Origin of the sequence: Streptomyces endophyticus (assembly GCF_035798155.1) — a bacterium.
GTDB classification, from domain to species: domain Bacteria; phylum Actinomycetota; class Actinomycetes; order Streptomycetales; family Streptomycetaceae; genus Streptomyces; species Streptomyces endophyticus.
In genome coordinates, this window is record NZ_JAOZYC010000130.1 from 35,594 (window position 1) to 62,433 (window position 26,840).

At 70.9% G+C, this 26,840-nt stretch carries 27 protein-coding genes; 18 read left to right on the forward strand and 9 right to left on the reverse strand.

Translation table 11 applies throughout. From position 1 onward, the window contains the following. Positions 1-71: 71 nt before the first annotated feature. A complete protein-coding gene (locus OKJ99_RS22225; RefSeq protein ID WP_326018974.1) occupies positions 72-875 on the reverse strand; it encodes an SDR family NAD(P)-dependent oxidoreductase in 804 nt (267 codons plus the stop codon). Positions 876-965: 90 nt separating this feature from the next. On the opposite strand from OKJ99_RS22225, the gene OKJ99_RS22230 reads away from it, so the two are divergent. The 15 genes from OKJ99_RS22230 to OKJ99_RS22300 all read left to right on the forward strand — a co-directional run bounded on the left by OKJ99_RS22230 (position 966) and on the right by OKJ99_RS22300 (position 14,928). Further along, positions 966-2,012 (forward strand): NAD(P)-dependent alcohol dehydrogenase, encoded by a 1,047-nt coding sequence (locus OKJ99_RS22230; RefSeq protein ID WP_326018976.1) that lies wholly within the window; start codon positions 966-968, stop codon positions 2,010-2,012. 133 nt (positions 2,013-2,145) lie between these two features. Continuing rightward, positions 2,146-2,904 (forward strand): SDR family NAD(P)-dependent oxidoreductase, encoded by a 759-nt coding sequence (locus OKJ99_RS22235; protein ID WP_326018978.1) that lies wholly within the window; start codon positions 2,146-2,148, stop codon positions 2,902-2,904. A 178-nt stretch (positions 2,905-3,082) separates the two neighbouring features. Further along, complete coding sequence (locus OKJ99_RS22240) at positions 3,083-3,679, forward strand: TetR/AcrR family transcriptional regulator (protein ID WP_326018979.1); 597 nt, start codon at positions 3,083-3,085, stop codon at positions 3,677-3,679. A gap of 125 nt (positions 3,680-3,804) precedes the next feature. Continuing rightward, entirely contained in the window at positions 3,805-4,539 is a 735-nt protein-coding gene (locus OKJ99_RS22245) for an NADPH-dependent F420 reductase (RefSeq protein WP_326018981.1), read from the forward strand. Positions 4,540-4,583: 44 nt separating this feature from the next. Further along, positions 4,584-5,282 (forward strand): nitroreductase, encoded by a 699-nt coding sequence (locus tag OKJ99_RS22250; protein ID WP_326018983.1) that lies wholly within the window; start codon positions 4,584-4,586, stop codon positions 5,280-5,282. Between the two features lie 88 nt (positions 5,283-5,370). Continuing rightward, on the forward strand, positions 5,371-6,186 hold the full coding sequence (locus OKJ99_RS22255) for an amidohydrolase family protein (protein ID WP_326018984.1): 816 nt from the start codon (positions 5,371-5,373) through the stop codon (positions 6,184-6,186). 203 nt (positions 6,187-6,389) lie between these two features. Beyond that, positions 6,390-7,922, forward strand: coding sequence for an FAD-dependent oxidoreductase (locus OKJ99_RS22260; protein ID WP_326018986.1), 1,533 nt, complete (start codon positions 6,390-6,392; stop codon positions 7,920-7,922). 33 nt (positions 7,923-7,955) lie between these two features. Beyond that, positions 7,956-9,113: a hypothetical protein gene (locus OKJ99_RS22265; RefSeq protein WP_326018988.1), complete on the forward strand. Its 1,158-nt coding sequence runs from the start codon at positions 7,956-7,958 to the stop codon at positions 9,111-9,113. 4 nt (positions 9,114-9,117) lie between these two features. Continuing rightward, positions 9,118-9,744, forward strand: a complete 627-nt coding sequence (locus tag OKJ99_RS22270; RefSeq protein WP_326018990.1) for a TetR/AcrR family transcriptional regulator — start codon at positions 9,118-9,120, stop codon at positions 9,742-9,744. A 353-nt stretch (positions 9,745-10,097) separates the two neighbouring features. Beyond that, positions 10,098-10,799, forward strand: a complete 702-nt coding sequence (locus OKJ99_RS22275; protein ID WP_326018991.1) for a GntR family transcriptional regulator — start codon at positions 10,098-10,100, stop codon at positions 10,797-10,799. Beyond that, a complete protein-coding gene (locus tag OKJ99_RS22280; protein WP_326018993.1) occupies positions 10,796-11,596 on the forward strand; it encodes a LamB/YcsF family protein in 801 nt (266 codons plus the stop codon). Before OKJ99_RS22275 ends, OKJ99_RS22280 begins: the two co-directional genes overlap by 4 nt. Continuing rightward, positions 11,593-12,225: a 5-oxoprolinase subunit B family protein gene (locus OKJ99_RS22285; protein ID WP_326018995.1), complete on the forward strand. Its 633-nt coding sequence runs from the start codon at positions 11,593-11,595 to the stop codon at positions 12,223-12,225. The genes OKJ99_RS22280 and OKJ99_RS22285 overlap by 4 nt, the downstream gene beginning before the upstream one ends. Further along, positions 12,222-13,142, forward strand: a complete 921-nt coding sequence (locus OKJ99_RS22290) for a 5-oxoprolinase subunit C family protein (protein ID WP_326018997.1) — start codon at positions 12,222-12,224, stop codon at positions 13,140-13,142. The genes OKJ99_RS22285 and OKJ99_RS22290 overlap by 4 nt, the downstream gene beginning before the upstream one ends. A gap of 97 nt (positions 13,143-13,239) precedes the next feature. Further along, the gene (locus tag OKJ99_RS22295; RefSeq protein WP_326018999.1) at positions 13,240-13,677 is read left to right on the forward strand and encodes a VOC family protein; all 438 of its coding nucleotides are present in this window, start codon (positions 13,240-13,242) and stop codon (positions 13,675-13,677) included. 183 nt (positions 13,678-13,860) lie between these two features. Then, positions 13,861-14,928: an MFS transporter gene (locus OKJ99_RS22300; protein WP_326019001.1), complete on the forward strand. Its 1,068-nt coding sequence runs from the start codon at positions 13,861-13,863 to the stop codon at positions 14,926-14,928. Between the two features lie 205 nt (positions 14,929-15,133). On the opposite strand, the gene OKJ99_RS22305 is transcribed toward OKJ99_RS22300, so the two are convergent. After that, complete coding sequence (locus OKJ99_RS22305) at positions 15,134-16,135, reverse strand: DMT family transporter (protein ID WP_326019003.1); 1,002 nt, start codon at positions 16,133-16,135, stop codon at positions 15,134-15,136. 185 nt (positions 16,136-16,320) lie between these two features. Between OKJ99_RS22305 and OKJ99_RS22310 the strand changes: the two genes are divergently transcribed. The 3 genes from OKJ99_RS22310 to OKJ99_RS22320 all read left to right on the forward strand — a co-directional run bounded on the left by OKJ99_RS22310 (position 16,321) and on the right by OKJ99_RS22320 (position 19,219). Beyond that, complete coding sequence (locus OKJ99_RS22310) at positions 16,321-17,478, forward strand: helix-turn-helix transcriptional regulator (RefSeq protein ID WP_326019005.1); 1,158 nt, start codon at positions 16,321-16,323, stop codon at positions 17,476-17,478. Positions 17,479-17,487: 9 nt separating this feature from the next. Next, the gene (locus tag OKJ99_RS22315; protein WP_326019007.1) at positions 17,488-18,084 is read left to right on the forward strand and encodes a cupin domain-containing protein; all 597 of its coding nucleotides are present in this window, start codon (positions 17,488-17,490) and stop codon (positions 18,082-18,084) included. Between the two features lie 97 nt (positions 18,085-18,181). Beyond that, entirely contained in the window at positions 18,182-19,219 is a 1,038-nt protein-coding gene (locus tag OKJ99_RS22320) for a TauD/TfdA family dioxygenase (RefSeq protein WP_326019009.1), read from the forward strand. Positions 19,220-19,293: 74 nt separating this feature from the next. On the opposite strand, the gene OKJ99_RS22325 is transcribed toward OKJ99_RS22320, so the two are convergent. Genes OKJ99_RS22325 through OKJ99_RS22355 form a run of 7 tightly spaced genes read right to left on the reverse strand, consistent with a single transcriptional unit; the run spans position 19,294 to position 26,824 of the window. After that, positions 19,294-20,301 (reverse strand): ATP-grasp domain-containing protein, encoded by a 1,008-nt coding sequence (locus tag OKJ99_RS22325; RefSeq protein ID WP_326019010.1) that lies wholly within the window; start codon positions 20,299-20,301, stop codon positions 19,294-19,296. A gap of 1 nt (position 20,302) precedes the next feature. Further along, complete coding sequence (locus tag OKJ99_RS22330) at positions 20,303-21,535, reverse strand: ATP-grasp domain-containing protein (protein ID WP_326019012.1); 1,233 nt, start codon at positions 21,533-21,535, stop codon at positions 20,303-20,305. A 56-nt stretch (positions 21,536-21,591) separates the two neighbouring features. Beyond that, positions 21,592-22,620: a TauD/TfdA family dioxygenase gene (locus tag OKJ99_RS22335; protein WP_326019014.1), complete on the reverse strand. Its 1,029-nt coding sequence runs from the start codon at positions 22,618-22,620 to the stop codon at positions 21,592-21,594. A gap of 58 nt (positions 22,621-22,678) precedes the next feature. Then, positions 22,679-23,782, reverse strand: coding sequence for an amino acid kinase family protein (locus tag OKJ99_RS22340; RefSeq protein ID WP_326019016.1), 1,104 nt, complete (start codon positions 23,780-23,782; stop codon positions 22,679-22,681). Continuing rightward, positions 23,779-24,825: an aspartate-semialdehyde dehydrogenase gene (locus OKJ99_RS22345; RefSeq protein ID WP_326019018.1), complete on the reverse strand. Its 1,047-nt coding sequence runs from the start codon at positions 24,823-24,825 to the stop codon at positions 23,779-23,781. Before OKJ99_RS22345 ends, OKJ99_RS22340 begins: the two co-directional genes overlap by 4 nt. Positions 24,826-24,883: 58 nt before the next feature. Continuing rightward, positions 24,884-25,579 carry an HAD family hydrolase gene (locus OKJ99_RS22350; RefSeq protein ID WP_326019020.1) on the reverse strand — a complete coding sequence of 232 codons (696 nt, stop codon included), beginning with the start codon at positions 25,577-25,579 and terminating at the stop codon, positions 24,884-24,886. Between the two features lie 48 nt (positions 25,580-25,627). Further along, positions 25,628-26,824, reverse strand: a complete 1,197-nt coding sequence (locus OKJ99_RS22355; RefSeq protein ID WP_326019021.1) for a glycosyltransferase — start codon at positions 26,822-26,824, stop codon at positions 25,628-25,630. Positions 26,825-26,840: the final 16 nt, after the last annotated feature.

Consider the following 26,840-nt stretch of genomic DNA (forward strand, 5'->3'; position numbering starts at 1 on the left):
CCGTAGGCATGCGCGACCCCGGCGGACAAGACCCGTGCACGAGTTCCTCGGAGCGCCGCCCGCCTCCTTCGTCAGGCGGTGAACCGGCCGCCGTTGGCCAGCAGCACGGCGCCGATCAGGTTCGCCGCGGCGTCGCTCGCCAGGAAGAGCGCGATGTCGGCGATCTCCTCGGCCGTCGCGTACGGGCGCACCCGCGGGTCGGCGAATCCACTGCGCAGCGCGGCAGGGGTACGCGCCGCCATGCCGGTGTCCGTCGGCCCCGGCGCCACGACGTTCACCCGGATTCCCGCGGAGACGACCTCCTTGGCGACGGCCTGACTCATCGCGTGCACCCCCGCCTTGGACGCGGCGTAGTGCGGATAGCCGACGGGGGTGTCGAAGACCGACGAAGAGCCGATGACCACGATCGCCCCGGCCTTTCGCGGCCTCATCACCCGTACCGCGGCGCGCAGTACGTGGAACGTGCCGTCCAGATTGATCCGCATGACGCGCCGCCAGTCCGCGTCCTCGAGCCGGTCGGTGATCTCCGGCGGACGGTCCTCCACCAGCGCGTCCGCTATCAGCTGCTTGGCCCTGGGGTCGTCGACCCCCGCGGCGTGCACCAGGACGTCGAGCCGCCCGTACTCCCGCACCACTCCCTCGACGGCCGCCTCCACCGCGGCCGCGTCCGCGACGTCGAGTGCAACCACGCTCGCGCCCCGAAGCCCGTCGGCCACGGCCTCGGCACCCTCGGCCTTCACGTCGGACAGCACCACCGCCCGCGCGTCTTCGGCGGCCAACTGCCGTGCCACCGCTGCCCCCATGCCCGAGCCGGCCCCGGTCACCAACGCGACCTTGCCCGCGAACCGACCCGCCTGCTCCGCGTCGCCACTCATCCTGGACTCCTCCTGCTCGACCCTTATTGAACTGACTTCGTCTCTGTTACCGTCACCGGCGTCGAACTGACAAGAGCCTGGACGGTGAACATGAAAGCGGTACGCCTTGCCGCATGGGAGCGGGAGCCCGTGCTCACACAGGTCGAGCGACCGACGCCCCGAGGGGCCGAAGTACTGCTCCGAGTGGAGGCCGCCGGGCTCTGCCACTCGGATGTGCATGTCGTCGACGCGCCCGCGGGCACACTCCCCTACGAGCCACCCTTCACCCTCGGACACGAGGTTGCGGGGCACGTGGAAGCGTTCGGCCCCGAGGCCGACTCCGGCGCGTTGAGCCTGGGCGACCGCTGCGTGGTGTACGGCCCCTGGGGGTGTGGAGCCTGCGGGCGCTGCGCACTCGGCCAGGACAACTACTGCGACCGTCGGTCCACGTTGTCCTGGCACGGGGTCGGCCTGGGCAGGGACGGCGGGATGGCGGAGCACGTGCTGGTGGACTCGGCCCGCCACCTGGTGCCGATCGGCGACCTGCCGGCCGACCAGGCGGCGCCGCTGTCCGACGCGGGCCTCACCTCTTACCACGCCATCGCCGGGTTGCGACACCTGCTCACGGAGGACTCCACCGTCGCGGTCGTCGGCGTCGGCGGGCTCGGCCACGTGGCCGTCCAGATCCTGCGCGCGACGACCCCGAGCCGCGTGCTCGCGGTGGACGTCCGCGAAGCGGCCCTGACCCTCGCGGAGCGCTGCGGCGCACACTTCACCACGCTGCCGCGCGCGGACACGGCACGCGTGCTGCGCGCCCAGTCCGGCGGGGCGGGCGTGGACGCCGTGCTCGACTTCGCCGGAACCACGGCGACCCTGGAGCTCGGCGTCGCGGCACTGCGCCCAGGTGGCGAGCTCGCGCTGGTCGGCAGCGGCGGCGGCCAACTCACCGTACGTAAGCCGGGGTTCCTGCCGACCGGCTTCCGACTCTCCCTGCCCTTCTGGGGACCACGCGCCGAGCTCGCCGAGGTCGTCGCGCTGGCCCACAAGGGAGCACTCAAGGTCGAGACGGAACGGTTTCCGCTTTCGGCGGCACCGGAGGCGTTCGCCCGCCTGCGGCAGGGTCTGACGCAGGGCCGGGCGGCGCTGATCCCCGACTGAATCGCGGCCGGGCCCCGACGCGGGCGACCGAGTCGGCCGACGTCACCGTCTCGGACCGCGTCGAACCGCGCCGAACCGCGCCGAGGCACTGGACACCCACCCCGAGAACCGAGACCCGAATCAAGGAGAGCCCGTGAGTGACCGACTGACCGGACAGATCGCCCTGATCACCGGCGCCACCGGCGGCATCGGTGAGGCCGTCGCGCGCCGACTGGCCGCCGAGGGCGCCGCGGTGGCCGTCACCGACATCGACGCGGGCCGATGCGAGGCGCTGGCAAAGGAGTTGACGGACGCGGGGGCGCGGGCGATCGGCCTGGCCCTCGACGTCACCGACGAGGAGGCATGGCGCACCGCCGTCGACCGGGTGGTCCGTGAACTGGGCGGCCTGTCCGTGCTCGTGAACAACGCGGGCATCGCCGAGATGCGGACGGTGGAGACGGAGACCCAGGACTCCTGGAACAAGGTCATCGCGGTCACCCAGACCGGCGTCTGGCTCGGCATGAAGCACGCCGGGCCGGCGATCGAGCGCTCCGGCGGCGGCTCGATCGTCAACGTCGCCTCGATCTTCGGAACGGTCGGCGGCTTCGGCAGCCAGTTCTCGTACCACGCGGCCAAGGGCGCGGTCCGGCTGATGACCAAGAACGCCGCGCTTCACTGGGCCCAGCGCGGCGTGCGGGTCAACTCGATCCACCCCGGATTCATCGAGACACCCCTCTCGCGCGAACTGTGGCAGGGCACCCCGCGACACACCGCCATGGTCGAGGGCACCCCCATGGGACGCCTCGGCCGCACCGACGAGGTGGCGGGCGCGGTGGCCTTCCTCGCCTCACCCGACGCGAGCTTCGTCACCGGCTCGGAGCTGTACGTGGACGGGGGCTGGACAGCGCGCTGAGGCGAACGGTGCGGCGAAAGGCGCGAAGCCGTGACCGGGCGGCCGGCCCTGAGCTGCGGCGCCGGAGGTCCGGCCGACTTGAACTTGACCGGAGGCTGTCTCCGTTTTACTCTCGAATGAGAACGGAGACAGCCTCCGTTTTGTGAAGGCCGCACCATCGCACCGCCCGGGAGGACGCATGAGCGCCAACGGACAGCAGGCACGCAAGCCCCGTGCGGACGTCCAGCGCAACCGCACCGCCCTCCTGGAGGCCGCGCAGCGTCACTTCCTCACGCACGGGGTCGGCACATCCCTGGAGGCGGTGGCCAAGGAGGCGGGCGTGGGAGCCGGCACCCTGTACCGGCACTTCCCCACCCGGGAGGCACTGCTGGCGGCCGTGCTGCAGACGCGCTCCGAGGAGCTGGTGGCCCGCCAGGCGGACATCGCGCAACTCGGTGACCCCGTGGCGGCGTTGGAGCAGTGGCTGCGTGCGCTGGAGGAGTACTTCAGCGCCTTCAGCGGGCTGCCGGAGCCACTCATGGCCGCGGCCAGGGCGCAGGATCCGGACAATCCACTCACCCTCCCCTGTGACACCGTCATCTCCGCCACGGAGGAGTACGTGCGGGCCGCGCAACGGGCGGGGCACGTACGCGAGTCGGTGCGGGGATACGACCTGTTCCTCGCGGCCGTCTCGGTCGCCTGGCTCAAGGGCGCGGGCGCCACCGACGAGGAGTCCCTGGACCGGGTCCGCGCGCTCATCGCCACCGGTTACCGCCAGCAGGGCACTCAGGCGTAACCCGCCGGACGCCCCTCCCCCGCACACCTATCCCCTCGCACACCCATCACCCCGCACACCCATCGCCTCGCACACCCATCGCCTCGCGCTGCCCTGAAGCAGTGCAACTTTCCAAGGGACAAATCATGAAACTCACCGTTATCGGCGTCGGCGCAATCGGCGGGAACCTCGCCCGCAAGCTCAGCGGAGCCGGTCACGACGTCGAGGTCGCGGACGCCCGCGGCCGTCAGGCCATCGCGCCCGACGTGCTGGAGACCGGCGCCCGCGCCGTGCCGCTGGAGGGCAGCGTCCAGGGCAAGGACGCCGTCATCCTGGCGATCCCCTTCGGCGTGGCGGGGCAGTTGGCCGACCTGTTCGCCTCCGTGCCCGCCGAGACGGTGGTCATCGACACCTCCAACTACTACCCGCACCTCAGTGGCCGGATCGAGGCCGTCGAGAACGGCGCCGTGGAGAGCGCGCACACCTCCGAACTCCTCGGCCGCCCGGTGGTCAAGGCGTGGAACGCGGCCCTCGCCGAGACCCAGCGCACCAGGGGCCTCCCGGCGGGCACACCGGGCCGTATCGCCATCCCGGTCGCCGGCGATTCCGACGAGGCCAAGCGGGTGGCCATGTCCCTGGTGGACGACACCGGCTTCGACCCGTACGACGCCGGGGCACTGGCCGACTCCTGGCGTCAGCAGCCGATGGGCCCCGCGTACTGCACCGAACTCACCCTGGACGAGCTGCCGGCCGCCCTGGCCGCGGCCGACCGGGACAAGGACGCGGCCGTCCGCGACAGCATGATGGAACGCTTCGCCACCCTCGGGGCCAACCCCACCGTGGACGACGTCGTCGAGATGAACCGCGCCGCCCACCGGTGACGGCGCCCGACGCCGCAGGCATCACTGATTCGAAGGGAACCGCCTTGCCCACCCCTGCTCCGTCCTTCACCGAACTCGTCCGGGCCAGGCACTCGCCCCGGCAGTTCCAGCCCACCCCCCTGCCCGCCGCGGACATCCGAGGCATCCTCGAAGACGCCCGGACGACACCCTCGAACAGCAACACCCAGCCGTGGCACGTCCACATCGCCTCGGGCGCAGCACGCGACTCGCTGAGCGAGGCCCTCCTCAAGGCGTACGAAGAGGATCGGCCCTCGGCCGACTTCGCCACCGGCTACGGCAACGGCGTCTACCAACAGCGCTCACACCAGCACGCGGCCGTCGTCTACGGAACTCGCGGCATCCAGCGCTCGGACCGGGAAGGCCGAAGGGAGGTCGTACGGGAGAACCTGAGGTTCTACGGAGCACCCCATGTCGCCCTGCTGTTCATGCCGATACTCGGCGACGGGGTGCGGACGGCCGGCGACATCGGCATGTACGCCCAGAACTTCCTGCTCTCCCTGACCGCACGGGGCTACCACGGCATCCCGCAGGCCATCGTCGGCCAATACGCCGACACGGTCCGGGCATCCCTCGGTGTCCCCTCGGAGCTGAAGCTGCTGTTCGGTATCTCCTTCGGCGTCGGCGATCGGACATCACCGATGCACGACATCGACGTGGGTCGCGTCCCGCTGCAACAGAGCGTGGTCCTGCACGACACCCCTGGTGTCCTCGACGAGCGATAACGCGCCTACTAGGGTGCGGGTAAGCGTTCGCTTAGCAGGCTTCGGCGCAGTGGCGCCGAAGCCGCCGGAAGAGAGGGCACGGAACCTGATGCCGGTCATCGATGCGTGGATGCAGCACCCCACGCTGCGTCACTCCAACCACGAGATGTTCGAGTCGCTGCGCCGGTGGACGGGGCAGGGCCTGCTGGAGGAGCCGTTGCCGGTCAAGGCCACGGTGGCCGCGATGGCCGCGGCCGACGTCGAGATCGGCCTGTCGGCGGCCTGGTACGGACCGCAGGGGCCGCTGATCAGCAACGACGAAGTGGCCGCGTTCGTCGCCGAGTCCGAGGGGCGGCTGCGCGGGGTGGCCGGCGCGGACCTCACCCGGCCGGTCCAGGCCGTGCGGGAACTGCGCCGCGCCGTGGAGGAACTCGGCTTCGTGGCCCTGCGGATCGTGCCGTGGCTGTGGCAACTCCCGCCCACCGACCGGCTGTACTACCCGTTGTACGCCGCCTGCGTCGACCTCGGCATCCCGTTCTGCACCCAGGTCGGACACACCGGCCCGCTGCGCCCGTCGGAGACCGGCCGCCCCATCCCGTACATCGACCAGGTCGCGCTCGACTTCCCCGAACTGACCATCGTGTGCGGACACATCGGCTACCCGTGGACCACCGAAATGATCGCGGTCGCCGACAAGCACGCGAACGTCCACATCGACACCAGCGCGTACACCACCCGCCGCTACCCGCCGGAACTGGTCGACTACCTCCGCGGCCGGGGCCGCAGGAAGGTCCTGTTCGGCACCAACTACCCCATGATCACTCCGGGCCGGGCGTTGGAACACCTCGGCGAACTGGACCTGGACGAGGAAGCCACGAACCTGTTCCTGTCCGACAACGCACGACGCGTCTTCAACCTGCACTGAGCACCGCGCGAGGCCCGAACATCCCGGCAACACCGGTATCCGAACCGTCTTGAACCACGAGCCACCACGCCGACCCACTCGGACCGTTGCGGTCACGTCGTCCAACAGGCCCCGCATAAAGCCTGGCACCTTCGAGGCGCACCTGTTAGCTTCCGCTGCCACCAATCACACATTCAGTCATGACGTGTATGAATGGAGGAATCATGCGGGGAAAGACGGCCGTCGTGCTCGGCGGAAGCGTCGCGGGGCTGTGTGCCGCGGGAGTGCTGGCGAACCATTTCGACAAGGTGATCGTCCTGGAGCGGGACCAACTCCCGCCGGACGCCGAGCACCGACGCGGCGTGCCGCAGAGCAAGCACCCGCACTTCCTGCTCAACTCCGGGCGCCGCGCGATCGGTGAGATCTTCCCCGGCTTCGAGGAGGCGCTGATCGCCGCCGGCGGGATGCTCCTGATGCCGTCGCTGGACGCGGCGTACTGCGAGAACGACGGCTGGGCCGCGCGCAAGTCCAGTTCGATGACGATGGTCTACAGCTCCCGCGTGCTCATCGAGCGGGTCCTGCGCGACAAGGCCCGCGAACTCCCGGCCATCGAGATCCGCGAGGGCGTGAGCGTCACCGGGCTGCGTACCACCGAGGGCGGCACAACGGCCGGACGCGTAGAGGGAGTTGACTTCCGTACGGGCGACGAATCGGGCTCCCTTCCCGCCGACCTGGTGGTCGACGCGCTGGGGCGCGGCTCCTCCGTGGCGGACTGGCTCAGCGAGGCGGGGTGGCCCGCGGCGGCGGAGAAGACCCTCGACGCCAAGGTCACCTACACCTCACGGTGGTACGACCTGCCGCCCGCCGACCGGCGCCCCGCGTCGTGGTGGTGGAAGCACCTGGTCGTCACCCCGACCCAGGACACCGGCGACCACCCCGAGGAGCACGAGTTCCTCAGCAACTTCTTCCCGATCGAGGGCGATCGGGCCATCGTGTGCATGGGGGCGTGGGGCCTGCGGATGCCGCGCGAGGTCGACGCCTTCGAGGCCGCGGCGGACCGCGTGCGGGCGGCACCCTTCGGGCAGGCGATGCATGACTGCACACCCACCTCCGAGGTGCACCTCACCCGCTCGACCGGCAACAAGTGGCGCCGCTTCGACCTGCTGGACCGGCCACCCCTCGGCCTGGTGAGTGTCGGCGACTCGATCTGCGCGTTCAACCCGTTCTACGCCCAGGGGATGAGCTCGGCGGCCCGTTCCGCGCTCATCCTGGCCGAGCTGCTGCGCGGCCGCGACGCCCTCGACGCCGCCTTCTTCCGCGAGTTCCTCACGCGGCAGAAGAAGTCGCTCGACGTGCCCTGGATGCTCGCGATGGCCCGCGACCAGGCCTATGACTTCGCGACCGGGAGCGAGGTCGTCCCCGCCTGGCGCCGCAGGATCGCCGCGCGCCTGAGCTGGCCGGTCTTCAACGCCATCACCGCCACGAGCCGTGAGGACGACTACGTGGAGCGGACGTTCACCCAGGTCTTCAACCTCGACAAGTCGCTCCGCGAGATGGCCACCGACCCACGGTTCTGGCTCCGTATCGCACGCTACAAGGTGCGCGAACTCTTCGGGCGCACGGTCGTGCCGCACGGTTTCGACGACCAACAGGACCCGCCCGGCACCGACTTCACCGGAATCACCAAGGCCAACGCCCACGCCTACGCGCGGGACGACCGCTCGCCCGCCAGCGAGACCGACCTCGTCAACGACTGAGCCACCAAGTTCGACTGACTGGAGGAGTGACGAATGGGCTACTCATGCGACTCCGCGGCCGAGCGCCTCGCGGAAGGGCTCGGCTTCTCCTGCCACGACGCGGCTCCCGTCGTGGACTTCCGCAACCCGTTCGGTCTCGAGAGCGGCACCATGCCGTTCCTCGAACTGCTCGTTATCGGGGGCGCGTTGTTCGCCTTCGTCCATGCGTGGCGGCGGTGGCGCCGCGACGGCGACCCGGTCAACATCTCGCTGTGGTTCGCCTCGGTCGTCTATCTGGCGGTGATCGAGCCGCCGCTCTACTTCCCGAGCTGGTTCGGGCTGCAGGAGCACGTCGGGTTCATCTTCTCCCACAACGTGTTCACCGTGCAGTTCATGTACGACCGGCTGCCGCTGTACATCGTGGCGTTCTACCCGGCGCTGTCGCAGCTCGCGTACGAACTGGTCCGTGTCCTCGGCCTGTTCGCCCGGCGCGGCCCGCTGGCCGGTTCCATGGCCGTCGCGTTCGTCTGCCAGGTGTTCTACGAGATCTTCGATCAGCTCGGGCCGCAGCTGAAGTGGTGGGCCTGGAACCCCGGCAACAAGATGATCAACGAGCCGGCGCTCGCCTCGGTCCCGATGAACAGCATGTTCCTGTTCGCCTCGGTGTCCTTCGGCGCGATGACCTACCTCGTCGTACGGATGGTCGGCGCGCGCGACGGCCGGGCCACGCTCACCGGCCGTCAGGTCGGCCTGCGCACCGTCGCCGCCGGTGTCCTGACACCCCTGGCGATGGGCATCGCCGGTGTGCCCAGCAACCTCTTCCGGGGCGGGGACCAGATCGGCATCCAGCGTGCCGTCCTCGGCGTCGAGATCGCCCTGGTCTGGATCGTCGGCCTCTATCTGCTCGCGGACACCTGGCGCGCACGGCGCACGGACCCGACCTCGCCCCCTGGCGCGCCCGCGCCCGCGTCCACGTCCGCGTCGCCACTGTTCGCACGCGTCTACCCGGCCCTGTACCTCGGCGTCCTTGTCGTGCTCTGGCTGGTCGCGTTGCCGGCCTACGTCGCGGCGTCCGGCGGCGTCACCGAGCAGGGCACACCGACCGGCAGCCTCTGGTACACCGTCCTGTGCGCCGTCGTCGCGACCGGCCTGGTCGTGGCCGCTCTCCGAGCGACCAGGCCCCAACGGGCCGTGGAGCCTGTGGGATCCTGAGGCCATGGGGCACCACGGCTGGGGAGGCCGACCTCCCGCTTCGGACGCGGAGGCGCGGCAGCGGATCATCGACGCGACGGCCCGCTGCGTCGACCGGCACGGCGTCACGAAGACGACCCTGTCCGACGTCGCCGGAGAACTCGGCGTCACCCGCCAGACCGTGTACCGCCACTTCGGGCGTCTCAGCGACATCATCGCCGAAGTGGCGGCCCAGGGCGCCGAGTCGTTCGTCGACCTGATGATCACGCACCTTCAGGGCATCACCGACCCGGCCGAAGCCGTGGTCGAGGGCATGGTCTTCTGCGTACGGACCATCCCCACCGAGCCACGCCTGAGCCTTCTGCTGCAACTCGGCGACACCACCGCATTCGGCCGCGGCGCCACCACGAGCGACACCATCGTCTACGGCGCCAAGATGCTGCAGCGCTTCCCCGTCGACTGGTCCGCCGCGGGCATCGGCGAGGAGGACCTCGACGGCCTCGCCGAGATGATCATGCGCCTCCTGACATCGCTGCTCCAGCACCCCGGGGAGTCCCCACAGGACGAGACCCGCCTACGCACCCTCCTCAACCGCTGGCTGGCACCGGCACTGTCCGGGCCGGCGGCGCCCACGCGACGGCCTGCCTGCTGATGACTCGTAGGTGAGGGTCCCGCCCGTCCCGAGCGCGCTCACCAGCTTGAGTGATCACCCGTGTCCGACGAAACGGGGCGGCCGTGACGCGGGCAGGGTGCACCGCCGTGGCGGGCCCTGCGCACCCAGCGCCTTCTTCGAACTGTTGGAGCTCTCCATGCGTGGATCCTCCCTTCGGGCTGCGGTCGGTGCCGCCGCTCTCGCCGGTGGTGACCGACGGAAGCCTGGCAGGGGTGTGCGATGTCATGGACCAGTGACCGCTGCTTCCCGGCCCTGGCCCCTCCACCACGTTGAGCAGTTAACTCTGCCCGCACCCCTTTCCGTATCCACCGGATCCAATGTATACATTGGATATGAGTGGAGCTGATCGAACACGGCGCGCCGACGCGATGAGCACGGACGCCGTCACGGACGAGTTGCGTCGGCTGGTCGTCGAGGGCATCTATCCGCCGGGGCACCGTCTCGTCCAGGAGGAGCTCGCGGACCGGTTCGGGGTGAGCCGGATCCCCCTGCGGGAGGCCATGCGCACACTGATCAGCGAGGGTCTGCTGCGCTCCGCGGGGCGGGGCACCTTCGTGACCGCGCTCGACCTGGACGAGATCGACGAGATCTACACGCTGCGCCGACTGGTCGAGCCGAGCTTCGCCGAGCACGTCACCGACCGCGCCTCCCGCCGGGACATCGGCCGGTTCGAGGAGATGGTCGCCGACATGGACCGTGTCCACGAGACGGGCGCCGACGCCTGGTCCCGTACCAATCTCGCCTTCCACCTGGACATGTATCGCATGTCCAGGTTGCCGCTGCGCTACGAGGTCATCTCGCAGATGTACCACCGGCTGGAGCCCTACTCGCGTTTCTACGTGCACGGCACCTCGGCCTACGAGCGGGTGCAGCACGAACACGCCGCAATGGTGCAGGCGGTGAAGGACGGCAACGCCGAGGAGTTGGCCCGGCAGATCGTGGCGCACATCGACGGCGGCCAGCAGGGCCTGCACGCGGCGTGGGAGAACAGCAACGGCGCCCTGCAGCAGTACTGGGCGGGGTCCAACCGGTGACGGCGGTCGCGGTGAACACCGATGTCGGAGAGGGCTTCGGCGTATGGGGACCCGGCGACGAGGGCGAGTTGCTCGATCAGGTCACGGCGGCCAACGTGGCCTGCGGGTTCCACGCCGGCGACCCCGACATCCTGCGCCGCACGTGTGCGCAGAGCGCCGAGCGCGGTGTGGCGATCGGCGCGCAGGTCTCCTACCGGGACCTGGCGGGTTTCGGGCGACGTTTCATCGACGTCCCGCCACCGACCCTCGTCAATGAACTCCTGTACCAGATAGGCGCGTTGGAAGCCTTCGCCCGTCTCGCCGACAGCCGCGTCAGCTACGTCAAGGCACACGGCGCGCTCTACAACGTCTCGGCGCGGCACCCCGGGCACGCCGAGGCGCTCGTGGAGGCCGTGGCCCTGTACGACAGGGAGTTGCCGCTGCTGTGCCAGCCGCGCACCGAGGTCTGGACGCGGGCCGTCGTGGCAGGACTGCGGCCGTTGGCGGAGGGATTCATCGACCGCGGCTACACCGACGAGGGCCTCCTGGTTCCCCGGTCCGCCCCGGGCGCGCTGATCACCGATCCGTCCGAGGCCGCGGAGCGGGCCGCGCAGATGGCGGAGGAGGGCACCGTGCGCGCGGTCAGCGGCCGTACCGTGCGCGTCGCCCCGGACGACGGCGCCGTGGCCGCGCTGTGCGTGCACAGCGACACTCCCGGAGCGGTCGGCCTGGCCGCCGCCGTCCGTACGGAGTCAGCGCTGCGCGGGATCGACCTGGTGGAGCCCGGACAGTTGGTGGGCACGGGAGTTCCTTCATGACGGCGCTGCGGCGCGCGGGCGATCGCGGCTGGCTCGTTGAGTGCGCGGAACGGGCCCCGGCGACGGTGGCGAAGGCGATCCGGGAACAGTCCTGGTCACGCTACGTACAGGAGGTCGTCCCGGCCGCCAAGACGGTGCTGGTGGTGGCGGACGACATCGCCCGGATGGAGCGGCTGGCCGCCGATCTGCGCGCCGTACTGAGGGAGCGTCACACCGGGGTGGGCACCGGGATTGGGGTCCACAGCCGTACCGTCACCGTCCCCGTGCGCTACGACGGCCCGGACCTGCCGTCCGTCGCCGAACGCACCGGCCTGTCCCCGCAGGAAGTGGCCCGGCTGCACGCGAAGGGTGAACACACAGTGGCGTTCTTCGGCTTCGCCCCCGGATTCGCCTACGTGGACGGGGTGTCGGAGGCGCTGCGACTGCCACGCCTGTCGAGCCCGCGCGCACGGGTGGCGGCCGGGATCGTGGCCATCGCCGGAAACCAGACCGTGGTCTACCCCGGTGGCACCCCCGGTGGTTGGCACCAGATAGGCACCACGGACGTCCGGCTGTGGGACGTGGAGGCGCAGCCCCCGAACCGTCTCGCCGTGGGCGACCGCGTCGTGTTCGAGGTGGTGTCACCATGACCACGCTGCTCAGCCCGCCCTCCAGCCCCACGGCCGCCCCCTGCACCGGCCGCCCCGTCGCCCAACTGAACATCGTGCGGGCAGGTGTCGCAACGAGCATCCAGGATCTCGGCCGAACGGGCCTGGCCCATCTGGGTGTTCCGCGTGCGGGCCCCGCCGACCGCCGCAGTTTTACCCTGGCCAATCGCCTGGTCGGCAATGCGGAGAACACTCCCGCTCTCGAAGTCACGCTCGGTGGGCTGGAGTTGACACTGTCCGTCTCCCGTTACGTCGCCGTCACCGGCGCCCCTGTGCCGGTCACGCTGGACGGTGCGCGCGTCGCGGATCCCGTCCGCGTGTACGTGCCGGCGGGTTCCCGGCTCACGCTGGGGCGTCCGTGGGTCGGCTGCCGTACGTATGTGGCGATCAGTGGGGGCATCGAGGCGGACCTCGTACTCGGCTCGGCCGCGCGTGACTCCCTGACCGGGCTCGGCCCGGAAGCCGTCCGCAGCGGCTCGACACTGCGTCTCGGCTCCGCCCGTACGGTCCCCGACGTCCCCCTGGAACTGGCCTTCAGCCGGGTGCCGTGCGGCGGCCGGGTCACGGCCCGGTTCCGCTGGGGGCCGAGACACGACCTCTTCGACGCCGCCGACCTGCGGCGCCTCGCCGACACGAGCTGGCGGATCTCGGCTCAGGCGGACCGCGTCGGCGCCCGACTCACCGGCCCGCCGCTGGAGATCGGTTCCGTCGACCTTCCCAGCGAGGGCACCGTCCGCGGGGCGATCCAGGTACCCCCGTCCGGAGAACCCATCGTCTTCCTCTCCGACCACCCGGTGACCGGCGGCTACCCCGTCGTCGGAGTCGTCACCGATGCCGACACCGATCTGGTTGCCCAGAGCGTCCCCGGTGACGAGCTGCGGCTCCTCCCCATTGGCTGACCACCGGCCGGCCAACCGCCAATGAAAGACCCGTAATTACCCATAAAACGAGTTCCCGGAACGTGTCCCGGAACGACTTCACAGAAGGAGAAAGCACATGAGCCTCGTCCCCTTCCACCTGGCTGTCCCCGTCGACGACATCGAAGCCGCCCGCAAGTTCTACGGTGAGGTCCTCGGATTCAGCGAGGGGCGCTCCGACACCAAGTGGATCGACTGGAACTTCGGCGGCCACCAGGTCGTCACCCACCAGGTCGGCGACGGCACCCCGAAGAAGACCCGTGACGGCGTCGCCGGCACCAACCCCGTCGACGGCCACCAGGTACCGGTCCCCCACTTCGGACTGGTCCTGCCCGTCGAGGAGTTCAAGGAGCTCGCGGGCCGACTCACCGACATCGGCACCGACTTCGTCATCGACCCCTACGTGCGGTTCGAGGGCGAGCCCGGCGAGCAGTGGACCATGTTCTTCCTCGACCCGGCGGGCAACGCCCTGGAGTTCAAGGCGTTCGCCGACCTGTCACAGCTCTTCGCCGTCTGAGCGATCCCCGGCACACGGCCCGAACCGGCAGTGACGCGGCGGTCGTCGGAGGGACTGGCATCCCTCCGACGACCTCCGTGAAGGGCCCCGGGCCGCGCACGTCCCGTCCGCCTCACAGCAGACGAGCCCCGCACGACTGACAGCACATCCCGGCACAGGACATGTCAGATCCGGAGGACTCCCATGACGACGGTACCAACGCACCCACCGGCGCCCAGCGCCCAGCCCCGCAGCGAGACGGCCGACCGGCGTCCGCGCCGGGCCGCCTTCGCCGCCGCGGCCGGAACGGCCATCGAGTACTACGAGTTCGGCGTCTACGGCTACCTCGCCGTCGTCATCGGGCCGCACTTCTTCCCCAGCGACAATCCCACCGCTTCCCTCCTCGCCACGCTCGCCGTCTTCGGCAGCGCCTTCCTCATGCGCCCCATCGGCGGCATCGTCCTCGGCAGGCTCGGCGACCGGCTGGGACGCAAGCCCGTCCTCGTGGTCACCGTGGTCGGCATGGGCAGCGCCACCGCTGCCGTCGGCCTGCTGCCCACGGCGGCATCCGTGGGAACGGCCGCGCCCCTGGCTCTGCTCCTCGTCCGGCTCGTCCAGGGGTTCTTCGCCGGTGGTGAGGTGACCGGTTCGGCCACCTATCTCGCCGAGTCCGCCCCGCCCGGCAAGCGCGGCTTCTTCGGCGCCTTCACCCCGGTCGGCGTCGCTGTCGGCGGTGGCACCGCGGCCCTGGTCGCCGGCACCGTCACGACGGTACTGAGCGACGCACAGCTGGAGTCGTACGGCTGGCGCATCCCGTTCCTGCTCTCGATTCCACTCATCGCCGCCGCACTGCTCGCCCGGCACCGCCTGGAGGACAGCCGTCCCGCCGGGACCGTCGGTCGATCGGTCACGTACACGGGCCAGCCCCCACTGGAGCGTGTGAGGCACGGTGTTGGTCGAGCCGTACACATGCCACACTCCGTTGAATCACGACCGCAGATCGCTCCAACCACCGCTCCCATAGCGCGAGTTGGCGCGGGTTTCGGTCCGTGCCAGAAGGACTGCGAAGAGAGGCGGCGCTGTGCCGAAAGTCAGCAGGGAACTCGGAGCCCGGCTTGCATCGATGGGGCTGACCGTGACGAACGAGAAGTTCCGGCACGACCCGGAGGGCGAGACATTCCAGATGTGGCGCGCCGAAGACCCGAATCTGGCGATTGGATGGGCCGCTCCCCTTGGCGGCGACTGGGCGGCGTACGGCGTGATGCCTCATGAATTCGTCAACCGAACGCTCGGAAGGAACTTCTTGGGGCTGGATGACGCACTGATCGCAGTCGCCAGGCACTACGAGGAGCATTGGGCCGGACAGGCCTGACCGCAGGTTCCGCTCCGGTTGCGGATGGGTTCCGAACAGACGGCTCTACGGTCCAACTCCCATTTGGCAGGGCACGTCCTTACGGCGGCACCCCCGGACGACCGTTCACCCGGAACCCGATGACCGCCGAGCCCCGTGTCCGATCCGGTTCGCCAGGAGTGTGCCTCCCGTGGCCAGGGCGAGGCCGCCCAGCGTGAGGGGGCCGAGGTCCTGGTGGAGCAGTACCGCGGCGAAGGCGGCCGTGACCATGGGGACCAGGTAGAAGAGGCTGCTGACCTGGCTCGTGCCGTCGCGTTGGAGCAGGTGGTAGAGGAGGCCGACGCCGACGATGGAGTTGATGAGCGCGGCCCACAGCAGCACCGGCCAGAACCCGGCGGCGAAGGTGACGTCGAATCCCTCCGCGAGCAGCGCGGGGACGAGCGTGGCGGCCGCGGCGGCGATGAGCTGGACGGCGTTGCCGCTGACCGGTTCCATGCCCTGGCAGTGCAGTTTCTGCCAGACCGTGCCCGCGGAGATGCCGAGGAGGCCGAGGAACAGGAAGGCGATCCCGGCCAGGTGGCCGCCGCCCACGTGCAGTCTGTCCCAGACGGCGAGCACCACTCCGCCGAGGCCGAGCGCGAGGCCGAGCACCTGCCCCCTGGTGATGTGCTCACCGAGGACGGGTACGGCGATCAGCGAGGCGACCAGGGGGTAGAGGGCGATGACGAGCGCCGCGACCCCTGACGGGACGCCGAGGTCCATGCCGACGTAGATGCTGGAGAACTGCAGCCCCTGGACGAGCACGCCCGCGACGGCCAGGTGGAACAGCGGCCGGCCGCGGGGCAGTCGGACACCCCGGGCGAGTGCGATCGCGAGCAGCAGGCCGCCGGCGATGACGAACCGCAGGCAGGCGAAGGTGAAGGGCGCCGCGTGCCGCAGCCCGAGCGTGCCCGAGATGAACCCGGAGCTCCACACCACCACGAGGGCGGCGCGGGCGGCCGCGCCACCGCGTGCCACGGGGGCGGTCGCGGCGGCCTCGATTCCCACCGGGCGCGGCTCCGGTGGGCCCCCGTTCACCGGCGATTCCCGGTCCCGCGCGACGCGCGACTGCATCTTGGGAGTGTTCATAAAAATGCACGCTAGTACGAGATATCGCCCGTCGACAGGCGGGGAAGCGGGTCTGCAGCAAGCTGCAGCCGCATGGAGGGGACCCCGGGATCATCCGGCTGCCGTTGACCGGTACACCGATGCGCCGTACGATATGAAGCACAAACGTGCTTTATTTAGCACGCCCGGAGACAGGAGAGGGCCCGATGGACGCGAACCTTCAGGCGCACCAGTCCCATGGGTTAGGGGGAACCGAAGACCAGGAAGACCAGGAAGAGCTCTACCAGCTGGCGACACGCAACCGCGTACTGCGGCCGCAGTGGGCCGCGGGCCGGCTCGGCTGGAGCGCCGAACGTACGGACCGGGCAGTACGGCACTTGACCGAGGCCATGCTGCTCCAACGTCTGCCCGGAAAAGAGAACGCCTTCGAGCCCGTCGCCCCGCAGGCGGCGGCCTTCCGTCGACTCGCTCCGCTGCAGCAGCAGATCCAGCGCATGGAACGGCGATCGCGGGAGATCCAGGCCGAGTTGGTCGGCTTCCACCACGCGCACGAGGAGCCCGTGGGCGAAGTGCCGGGCGGGCAGGGGCAGTTGCCGTTCGGCGAGGCACTGCGGACCCTCGCCGGGGAGCACGTCCTGCACGAGGAGATCTCGACCGCCCTGTCCGAGTGCACCGGAGAGGTGCTGCTCGCCCGCCCCGGCACGCAATGGTGGGCGGGAGCGACGCAGCGCTGCGCCGAGGCAGCCGTGGGGGTGCTGCAGCGCCGGAACGTGGACGTCCGCGTCATCCATCACCACGCCACCCGTTTCGATCCCGCGATCCGGAGGTTCGTGGCGACCCTCGCCGACGGCGGAGGCGCGGCACGGACGCTGGCGGGACCGTTCGAGGGCGTGATCATTCTCGACCGGCGGACGGCGATCGTCCCGCTGGAGGAGGAGCACCTCGCCGTCGTCGTGCAACAGCCCGGCCTTGTGCGCTTCATGGTGGAGGTCTTCGAGCGGACCTGGCGCGTGGCGAAGGAGTTCGAGGGGCAGTGCCGCACGACAGAGGTCAGCACCCTCGTCTCCGACGTCCAGAGCGCTATCATCCAGCTCCTCGCCGAAGGCAAGACGGACGAAGTCATCGCCCGGCGGATAGGAGTCAGTGTCCGCACCTGCCGTAACCACATTGCCAAGATCTACCAGGAGCTCGGCGCCCGCAGTCGATTCCAGCTGGGTGTCATGATCGCCAAATCCGGGCTCCTGGAACAGGTTCCGACCACCCCCCGGGCATCGCAGCCCCTGCCCGTGTCGACGTCTGGGCCCGCAGTCGTTCCCAGCCGCGAGCGCGAGGCGGGAGCGGTGCACTCACTCACAGCGACCTAGGACGTGCACATGCTCGAATCCGCCCCCTCCTCCCCCGGCGCCGCGGAGCAGCAGCCCGAGCTCGGCTATCCCCGCCCCGGCGAGGTCCTGCGCCGGCTGCGTACACAGCGCGGCATGTCGCTGCGTCAGGTCGCCGCGGAATGCGGTCTTTCGGTGTCGTTCCTGGCGTCGCTGGAGAGGGGCGAGACCGACATCGCCCTGGAGCGCCTCAGTCGTCTGGCGGCCGTGTTCGGCCACGACGTCGGGTCGTTCCTCGGCTTCTCACGGGGCCGGGCCACACCCTCCGTGTTCCCTCTCCAGACCCAGGAGGTGCTCGAGCGTGCGCCCGGCGTGACGTACCACGTCCTGCGCTCCCCCGAACTCGGCTACCAGGTGATCACCGCCCACTTCCGGCCGCACAGCGAGCTCGGCGAGGAACTCCAGCACGAGGGGACCGATCTCATCATGATGACGGAAGGCACCCTGGTGGCTCGCTACAACGGTGTGGACTACGAGCTGCGCGCGGGCGACTGCGCCCAATGGTCGGCCGGCTACCCGCACACGTTCCGCAACGACACCGACGAGCCCGCCAGGTTCATCGGCGTGCTCTTCTCCAGCCTCTACTGACGCAGCCTCCACTGACGCAGTCTCCGCTGACGCAGCCTCCACTGAAGACCGGCCTTACTGAAGTCGAGCCTTACTGAAGACCTGAAGAGAGGACCTCATGGCCCGCGTCGATGTCCCCGGCTCACCGGGCGGCGGCGGATTCTCCACCGCCACCTTCGCGGAGGTGCGGCTTCCGGACGAAGTCCGCGACCTGCTGGGCGACCGGCTGGCCCGTGACCGTGATCCGTTCGAGGACATCGACGAGGCCTCGGCCCACTGCCACCAGGCCTTCGCGCAGCTCCCCCTCGACGCGCTGCGGAGCCTGCTGGACTTCGGCCGCCACCCGGACGCCCCGGGCGTGACGTTCGTGCGCAACCTTCCGGTCGACCGGCTGCTGCCACCGACCCCGCGCGACGGTGGGCCGAGCCTGGGGAAGCGGACCTTCGTCGCGGAGGGCGTACTGCTCGGCCTGAGCGGGCTGTTGGGCGAGCCCGTGGGGTTCCTCTCCGAGCGGGAAGGACGCCTCGTGCACGACGTCGTCCCCGTCGCACGCGGTGCCGCGACGCAGACCAGCCAGGGCTCGACGGTCTTCCTCACGTTCCACAACGACCTGGTGCACGACCGCCAGGAGTGCTACAGCCGGCCCGGCCCCGACTTCGTGGTCCTGAACTGTCTGCGGGCCGACCGCGAGGGCGCGGCGGCCACGTACTACGCCGACGCCCGCGACGTCGTCGGCCTGCTGGACGGGGCGACACTCGACGTCCTGCGCTCCCCGGTCTTCCGCATGAACGCACCCGGCGGGTTCGTGAGCGCGCTCGTGGAGGGCCACGAGGCGTACTCCGACCCGGTGCCGGTCCTGCGCGGTCCCGGCGAGTTCCCCGAAGTGGTCAGCGCGGCCAACGGGGTCCGGCCGCTGACGACGGCGGGGCGGGCGGCGCTCGAAACGTTCCAGACCGCCTGCCGTGCGGTCGCCCACGAGGTGCGGCTCGCCCCCGGGCAGGCCCTGCTGCTCCACAACCGCAAGGGCGTGCACGCCCGTTCGCGCTACACCGCGCGTTACGACGGCCGGGACCGCTGGCTCCAACGGACGTACGTGCGCCGCAACTTGTGGGACATCCGGCACCGCTCCCTGCCCGGCGTGCGCCGCATCCACTGAACGCCCCGGGGCCCCCGGCGCCTCATCGGCGACCGGGGGCCCTGAACGTCCTCAAGGGTGGCTGTCCGTCCGTGTCACAGCAGCTTCCCGGCGGTGCGCAGGGAGTCAAGGACCGCGCGCACGGCGTCGGTCGACTGGTCCTCCCCCGTCACGCGCCGGTGGTAGCAGAGGCCGCCGGGGTTCTCCAGATTGATCTCGATCACGTGCGGATACGCCAGGTCGACGCCCGCGAAGTGGATGCCGTGCTCGCGCAGCTGCTTCCCGATGCCGCGCACGAGGCTCTCCTCGTCCGCGGTGAGCCGCAGTCGTTCGTAGCGGGCCCCGATCGTGGCGTTGGCACGGTTGTCGTCCTCCCGGGGAAAGCGGAGGTAACCCGAGACCGGCTGCTCGCCGGCGAGCAGCACGCGCTTCTCGTGGGTGCGCGCGTGCGGCAGGTACTCCTGCAGGACCGCGTAGCGCTCGGCCTGGCCGATGACGGCACGGCCGTAACTGTCGTACCGCGACGTGGCGTTGCCGGTGGCCGAGCTGAGCAGCGCCGCGGCGTTGCGGTCGTCGTCGCTGACGACGTAGACATCGGCGCCGCAGCCCTCGTTCGGCGGCTTGAGGACCCACGGGCGGTCGGGGACGCCGCGGACGAGCCCGTTCAGGAAGCCGAAGTCGTTCGACACGTACGAGCTGGGCCGGTTCTCCGGCGGGACCAGGGCCCCGAGCGTGGTCTTCGAGTTGAGGAAGTAGAGCGCGGTGGCCTCATTGACGAACGGGACCCGCTGGTTGAGCAGCCACAGAAGCTGGAAGTACTCGGTGCCCGCGTCGGGGTGCGGGCCCGCGAGCACCCACACCAGGTCGAAGTCCTCGACCGGGCCCTGCGGGGCCTGCGGCGGCGGCATGGGGTCGCCCGGCGCGAGCGGGGCAGAGAGCCGCGTCCGGTCGCAGGCCAGTACCGAGTCGTGCAGGGCCAGCGTGTGGACGGTGCCGATGTGCACCTCGTGTCCGTCGCGCAGCAGGGCGCTGGGGACGAGCGACTGGTTGTCGAGCTCGAACTCCGGCGCTCCCGACACCAGGACGAGAATCTTGTACGGCATGTCAGTGTCCCTTCTCGCTGTCCGCGACGCCCTCGTCGTCGGTGAGGTTCTCCATGAGCCAGCGCTCGGTCTCCAGCAGCCGCTCCTCGACCTGTTCGGGTCCTTCGCCGCTGACGATGGCGAAGCACAGATGGTGGGCGCTGTGCAGGGTGGCTTCGCCGGGCTTGAGCGTGTCGTTCACCTCGTAGTGCCGCACCCAGGGGAAGGGCGGCCTGCCCGGCGCGCGTACGGGGCGTCCCTGGGGCAGCACGGAGACGGACCCGTGCACCTGGGCCGGTGGGGTCCGGGGCGCGGGGGCGACGGGCAGGCCGCACGAGCGGCGCAGCACGGTGGCGTGCAGATCCACGCCGTAGGTCAGCGCGGTGAGCGCGGGGATCCGGTCCCCGCCGACCCGTGAGGCGATCTCGCACAGCACCAGTTCGTCGTCGGGGGTGTGGAAGACCTCCAAGTGGTACGCGCTCGTGGCGGGTGTGTCGAAGGCCGCCAGCACCCGGTCGAGGTACGCCTCGAGCCTGCGGGCGAACGGGCTGTCCGGGCGCAGCTGCACCGACCCGTTGTTCTGCCCTGAGAAGACGCCGAGGCAACTGCGCAGATACCGGGAGGAGGCGACGAAGCGGTAGTCCTCGCCGAGTACGGCGTCGACGTGGTACATCGGCCCCTCGACGAACTCCTCGGCCATCAGGTCGTCGCGCCACGGCTGCCGGCTGAAGGCGACGACGTCGCTCTCCTCGCGCAGCACGGTGATGTCGCGGGAGCCGCCCTGCTTCACGGGTTTGACGACGACGGGGTGGCCGAACTTCGCGATGAAGTCCGTCAGGTCGGTGAAGTCCGCGAGACGGGCGAATCCCGGGACCGGCACGGTGCGGCTCGCGGTCTGCTTCATCACGGCCTTGTCGCGGAAGGAGAGGGCGCTCGCGCGGGACTGGCCCGGCAGGCCGAGGTCCTGCCGGATGTGCGCGGCCCGCTCCAGGTCGTACTCGTTGTCCGTGATGACGTGGGTGAACGGCTGCTCGCGTGCCATCTCGCGGATCATCAGTTCCGCGTACGGGACCGCTTCGCACTGCGGCACGTACTCGTAGTGCGCCAGCCCTTCGGTGCGGGCGAGGTCGTGGTGGCTGAAGACGTGCAGGCGGTCCGCGCACTCGGGGAACATCGCCGGATAGTCCAGGGTGCGGCCGTAGTTGATGACGGCGATCCGAGGGGCCGCGCCGTCGGCCGGTGGGGTGCGGGTCATGGTCGGGTGTCTCGCCTTCTGGTGCCGCGGAGTACGGAAGAGGGGGTCCGGCGGGCTCAGTGCAGACGCCGGGAGCCGGGGACGGCGCGGTGCCGGATGGGCCACTGGTTGCGGCGCACGTAGGTCCGCTGGAGCCAGCGGTCCTGGCCGTCGTAGCGCGCCGTGAAGGGGGAACGGGCGTGCAGGCCCTTGCGGTTGTTGATGAGCAGCGCCTCGCCGGGGCGCAGGAACACCTCGTGCGCCACCTCGCGGCAGGCCTGCTGCAGCCGGTCGAGCGCGGCGCGGGCCCGCGTGTCCTGCGCGCGAATTCCGTTGGCGGCGGCCGAGACCTCCGGGCTGGATTCGGGGCCGCTGATCATCGGAACGGGGGCGGAGAGGACCTCGGCGCCGCCCGCCACGTCCCGTACGTAGCTGCCGGGGGCGTTCATCCGGAACAGCGGGCTGCGCAGCACCTCCAGGGTCGCCGGGTCCAGGGCGCGGCAGATGTCGCGGGCGTCGGCGTAGTAGGTACCGGCGATACCGTCGTGGTCGGCGCGCAGGCAGCTGAGTACGAGGAAGTCCGGGCTGGCCAGGTCGTAGTGGCCGCCGGCGTCGTGAACGATGTCGTTGTGGAAGTTGAGGAAGACGGAGGAGCCCTGGTTCGTCTGGGTCCTGGCGCCTTCCGGAACCGGCACGACGTCGTGCACCAGCTGTCCGTTCTTCTCCGTGGTGAAGCCGATCGGCTCGCCCAGCAGCGCGCTCAGTCCGAGCAGGACGCCCTCGGCGACGAAGGTGCCCTTGTCCGGGCTCGGCCGGCCGTCCCCGGGCGTCCTGGGCAGGGCGGGGTCGAGCGGCGCGTTGCGCAGGTGTCCGACGCCGGGGGTGTCCGAGTGCCGCCCGAAGTCAAGCAGTTGCTGCAACAGCCCGGTGGGCAGCTGGGCGAAGATCTGCAGACAGCGGGTCAGCAGCCAGTCGACGTCGCCGCCGGGTGGCGGCAGTTGGGCCAGCTGGGCACCGAGGGCGTCGCGTGCGGCGTCCGGCAGGTCGACGGTGACGAGGGTGGCGGGGGCGCGGCCGGCTTCTCGGGCGGGCGCGGGTGCGGTCATGCGCGTGGTCCTTCCGGTGGTGGCGGTGGGCGACGGGCGAGGCCCGAGGCATGCCGGGTCAGACAGCGGACGTCGGCAGCAACTGCTCTTCACTGAGGGCCAGTTCGTCGTGCAGGTGTTGCGCGAGTCGTACGGCCGCGGGCTCGTCGGCGGCGGTGTGCACGGCCGTGCGGTCCTCGTGCAGGACGGTGACGGGGAAGCCGCAGGGCCGCCCCGGGGTCACGCCGTGCCGCAGCTGGGTCTCCTCCGCGTCCACGTAGCCGCCGATCACGGCCACTTGGGGGCCATCGGGCAGCCGGAGCGTCTCCACTCCGTCGGCGCGGAAGGCCCGGTGGGCTCGGTCGGCGGCGGCGGGGTCCGGGTAGTCCAGCACGCGGGAGCGGAGGTTGAGGACGACCGCGGACGCGCTCGGTCCGCCGGGGCCGATCACGGTTCCCTGGGTGAACGGCGCCTTGTTGTGCCGGCAGCGGATCGTGACGCCGTGTTGCTGCGCGAGCCGGACGGCGCGGTGGTGCAGCACCTTGGCGCCGTGCCGGGACATGGTGGCGGCGTCGTCGTAGGCGACCTGGTCCAGCAGCCGGGTGCCGTCGATCCGGTGGGGGTCACAGCTGTGGATGCCGTGCACGTCGGAGTGGATCTCGCATGCGGAGGCGCCGAGCGCCACGGCGGTGGCGACCGCCGACAGGTCCGAGCTGTTCTTGCCCAGCCAGGTGGGGCGCCCCAGGCCGTCGACGGCCTGGCCGCCGGGGACGACGACCACCTCGTGCTCGGCCAGGGCGCGGCGCAGCGGTTCCGGCGCGATCCGTTCGAGGCCGGCCCACATGAAGGTGTCGGTGGTGGTGAAGCCGGTCTCGTGGCCGACCAGCACGGTGGCGCCGCGGCCGAGTCGCTGCAGCGCGGCCGCGAGGAGTTGGGCGCTGACGGTGTCGGCGAGCGTGAGCATGCCCGCCACCCGGGCGCCCGTGGGACGGGGGTTCACCTCGTGCAGCCGCTCGCGCAGCCGCTCGGTCTCGCCCGGCATCGCGCTGACCACGACGGCCAGCCGGCGGCCCGAGCCGGCGATGCGCGCGTCCAGGGCATGGGCCAGCTGTGCGTAGGCTCCGGGTGTCGCGAAGCTGGACCCGCCGAACTTGACGACCAGAGGGCGCTTGTCCGGGCTCACAGCGTGCCCCGTGCGACGAGTTCCTCGGCGATCTGGAGTGCGTTGAGGGCGGCGCCGATGCGGAGGTTGTCGGCGACGACCCACAGCCAGCAGCCCCGCGGGTTGTGCGGGCTCACCCGGATGCGGCCCACGTGCACGTCATTGGCCTCGGCGATGGTGCGCGGGGTGGGGAAGGCGCCGGGGGCGTCCCGGTCGTGCACCGTGACCTCGGGCAGGGCGCAGAGCGCGGCGACCAGTTCGGCCCGGTCCACGACGTCGTGGCACTCGATCCAGACGGCCTCGGAGTGCCCGTTGCGCACGGGGACGCGTACACAGGTGGTGGTCACATCGAGATGCCGCAGAGCGAGGATCTTGCGGGACTCCTGGAGCATCTTCTGCTCCTCCATGGTGAAGCCGCTGTCGAGGAGTTCGTCGATGAACGGGATCACGTTGAAGGCGAGCGTCGGGGCGAACTCGGCCTGGGGACCCGGGTCCGCGGGGTTCGCCAGCGCGGCCCGGGTGGCCTCGTGCAGCTCCGCCGTGCCGGAGTGGCCGCGGCCGGAGGCCGCCTGGTAGGTGCTGACGACCACCTTGCTCAGCCCCCATCGATCCTCGATCGGGCGCAGGAGCCGGACCAGTGGGATCGTCGAGCAGTTGGGGTTGGCGACGATGCCGCTCGCGGGGCGGGTGGCCAGCGCGTCCGCGTTGACCTGCGGGACGACGAGCGGGGTGTCGGGGTCCATGCGGAAGGCGTTGGTGTTGTCGATGACCAGCGCACCCTGGGCCGCCGCCACCGGTGCCCATTTCCTGCTGACGTCGCTGCCGGCGGAGAAGAACGCGAGGTCGACGGTGGAGAAGTCGAAGGTGTCCACGGCGCTCACGCGGTGCTCCCGGCCGTCCACGCGCAGAGTGCGGCCCTGCGAGCGGGGCGACGCGACGAGTTGGATCTCCCGGTAGCGGAAGGCCCGGTCCTCGATGAGGCCGATCAGCGTCTCGCCGACCGCGCCGGTGGCTCCGACCAGTGCGATCCGGGGGGCGGTGGTGTCGTGCGGGGTGTACGGCATCGGATTCCCTTCGTGCGGGGCCCGCGCCGGGGCGGGCGGGACGGAAAGGCCGGGCAGGTCACAGCAGTTGGGGCAGGAGGCGGCGCAGTGCGTCGGGCCGGGCGCCCACGGGCAGCGCCTCGACGAAGTGCACCGGCGCGCCGACACCGGCCGCTCCGGCGTCGGCCACGCGGTCGTCCCCGACCATCGCCGTGGCCGCGCCGTCCAGGTCGAGGAGGGCGAGGGCGATCCGGAAGAGCTCGGTGTCCGGCTTCTGGATGCCGTGCTCGTACGACAGCACGTACGCGTCGACGAACCGGTCGAGGCCGTGCGCCCGGAAGACGGGGCGCAGGTCCCAGCCGATGTTGCTGACCACCGCGATGTCCACGCCCGCGCCGTGCAGCGCGGCCAGCACGTCGGCGGTGTCCGGGTAGGGCTGCCAGGCGGGCGCGGTCATGTGCCGTTCGTAGAGCGCGTCGGTCAGTTCGGGCCACGGCAGCGCGGTCGCGTGCAGCAGGCCGGTGTATGCCTTCCGGTGCCGTGCGGCGTCCAGGTCCCGCTCCTGCCAGAGCCGTGCGAGTGTCGGGTCCACGCTGCTGGGGGCCGGGCCGCCGGGCACCGCGCCGACGGCGCGCAGCCGTTGCGCCCAGTGGCGCACCTCGCTCTCGGCGATGTTCTCGCCGGCCTCGGTGAGCACGGCTTGCAGCCAGTCCTCGGCGCTTTCGAGGTGGAAGAGCGTTCCTGAGAAGTCGAACATGCAGCCTTTGACGGGCATAGAAGATCCTTGGTCGGCGAGAGGGGCCGGGCGCGGGCGCGTACCGGTTCAGTGCGGCGCGGGGGCGAACCGGTCCAGCCGGCCGATCGGCTCGCGGGGATCCCAACTGAGCCAGGGGATGTGGGAGTTGACCAGTTCGCCGTCCGCGCCGAGGACGGCCGCGGGCGGATGGTTCATGTGCAGCAGCGGGTCGTCGAAGCTGTCGAAGGCGGCGGCGAAGTCCATGCGGTAGGCGAAGTCGGTGTCCTCGCCGCCCCAGCCCTCGTACCGTTCGTCCAGGCCACCGATCTGGTGGAAGACGCCCGTCCTGGCCCAGACGCACGCGCCCGGCGGTCGGCGCACGACGAACCCGCGCGCTTCCTCGGGGTCGGCCTCGGCCGCTCCCTCCAGGACCCGTCGGCGTACGGCATGCGCCGTGGAGTCCTCGCTCATGCCGAGCATGTCCCGGTAGGTGAGGTGTCCTCCGGTGCCACGGCGGCGCAGCCGCGCGACGTTGCGGGCGATGAAGTCGCGGTCCGTCAGGATGTCGGCGTCCAGGATGCAGATCGCCTCGGCCTCTCCCGCGGTGTGCAGCACACCGCAGTTGACGGCCCAGGACTTGTTGAAGGTGTCCGCCTTCGGGGCGAAGAGATAGCGGTCGACGTGCGGTGCGATGACGTCCCGCCAGCGGGGGCGGTCGTCGCACTCCACGACGGTGACGCGGAAGCGGTCACGGGAGACCGACTGGTCGCCCAGTGACAGCAGGCACGCCAGCAGGTTGCGCACCCGGGTGCCGTCGGTGTCACGGTCCCGGAAGGGGATCACGACGAGCACGGGGGCGTCGGGCGCCGCGGCGGGCGTGTGCCGCGGCGTCACCGCCCTCAGCTCGTCGAGGGTCACCGGGGCCGCGCCGGCGCGGTGGCGGGCGCCGAGGTGGTGCCCGAGGCGGCTGTCGCGCTCGGCCAGCCAGGCCGCGTCGAGCAGGGCCGTCGTGGTGGCCGCGTGCGGGGCGTCGGCCGCGAGCGCGTGGACGAGGGCGCGGTGGCGATCCGGGTCCTCGGGGGCGGCCCGCAGTGCCTGGGCCAGGGAGTGCAGGCGCGGGTCTTCGAGCTTGCCCGCGGCCCGTTCCACGTCTAGGACGAGCGGCCGGTATTTCTCCCAGAAGAACACGCAGCTGCGGCGCGATTCGGGGTCGGCGGCGACCACCAGGGTGTCGGCGGCCGCTGTGGCGAGAACCAGCGGATCAGTGGGATGAAGGGCCGTCATTTTCCGTCTCCGTCTC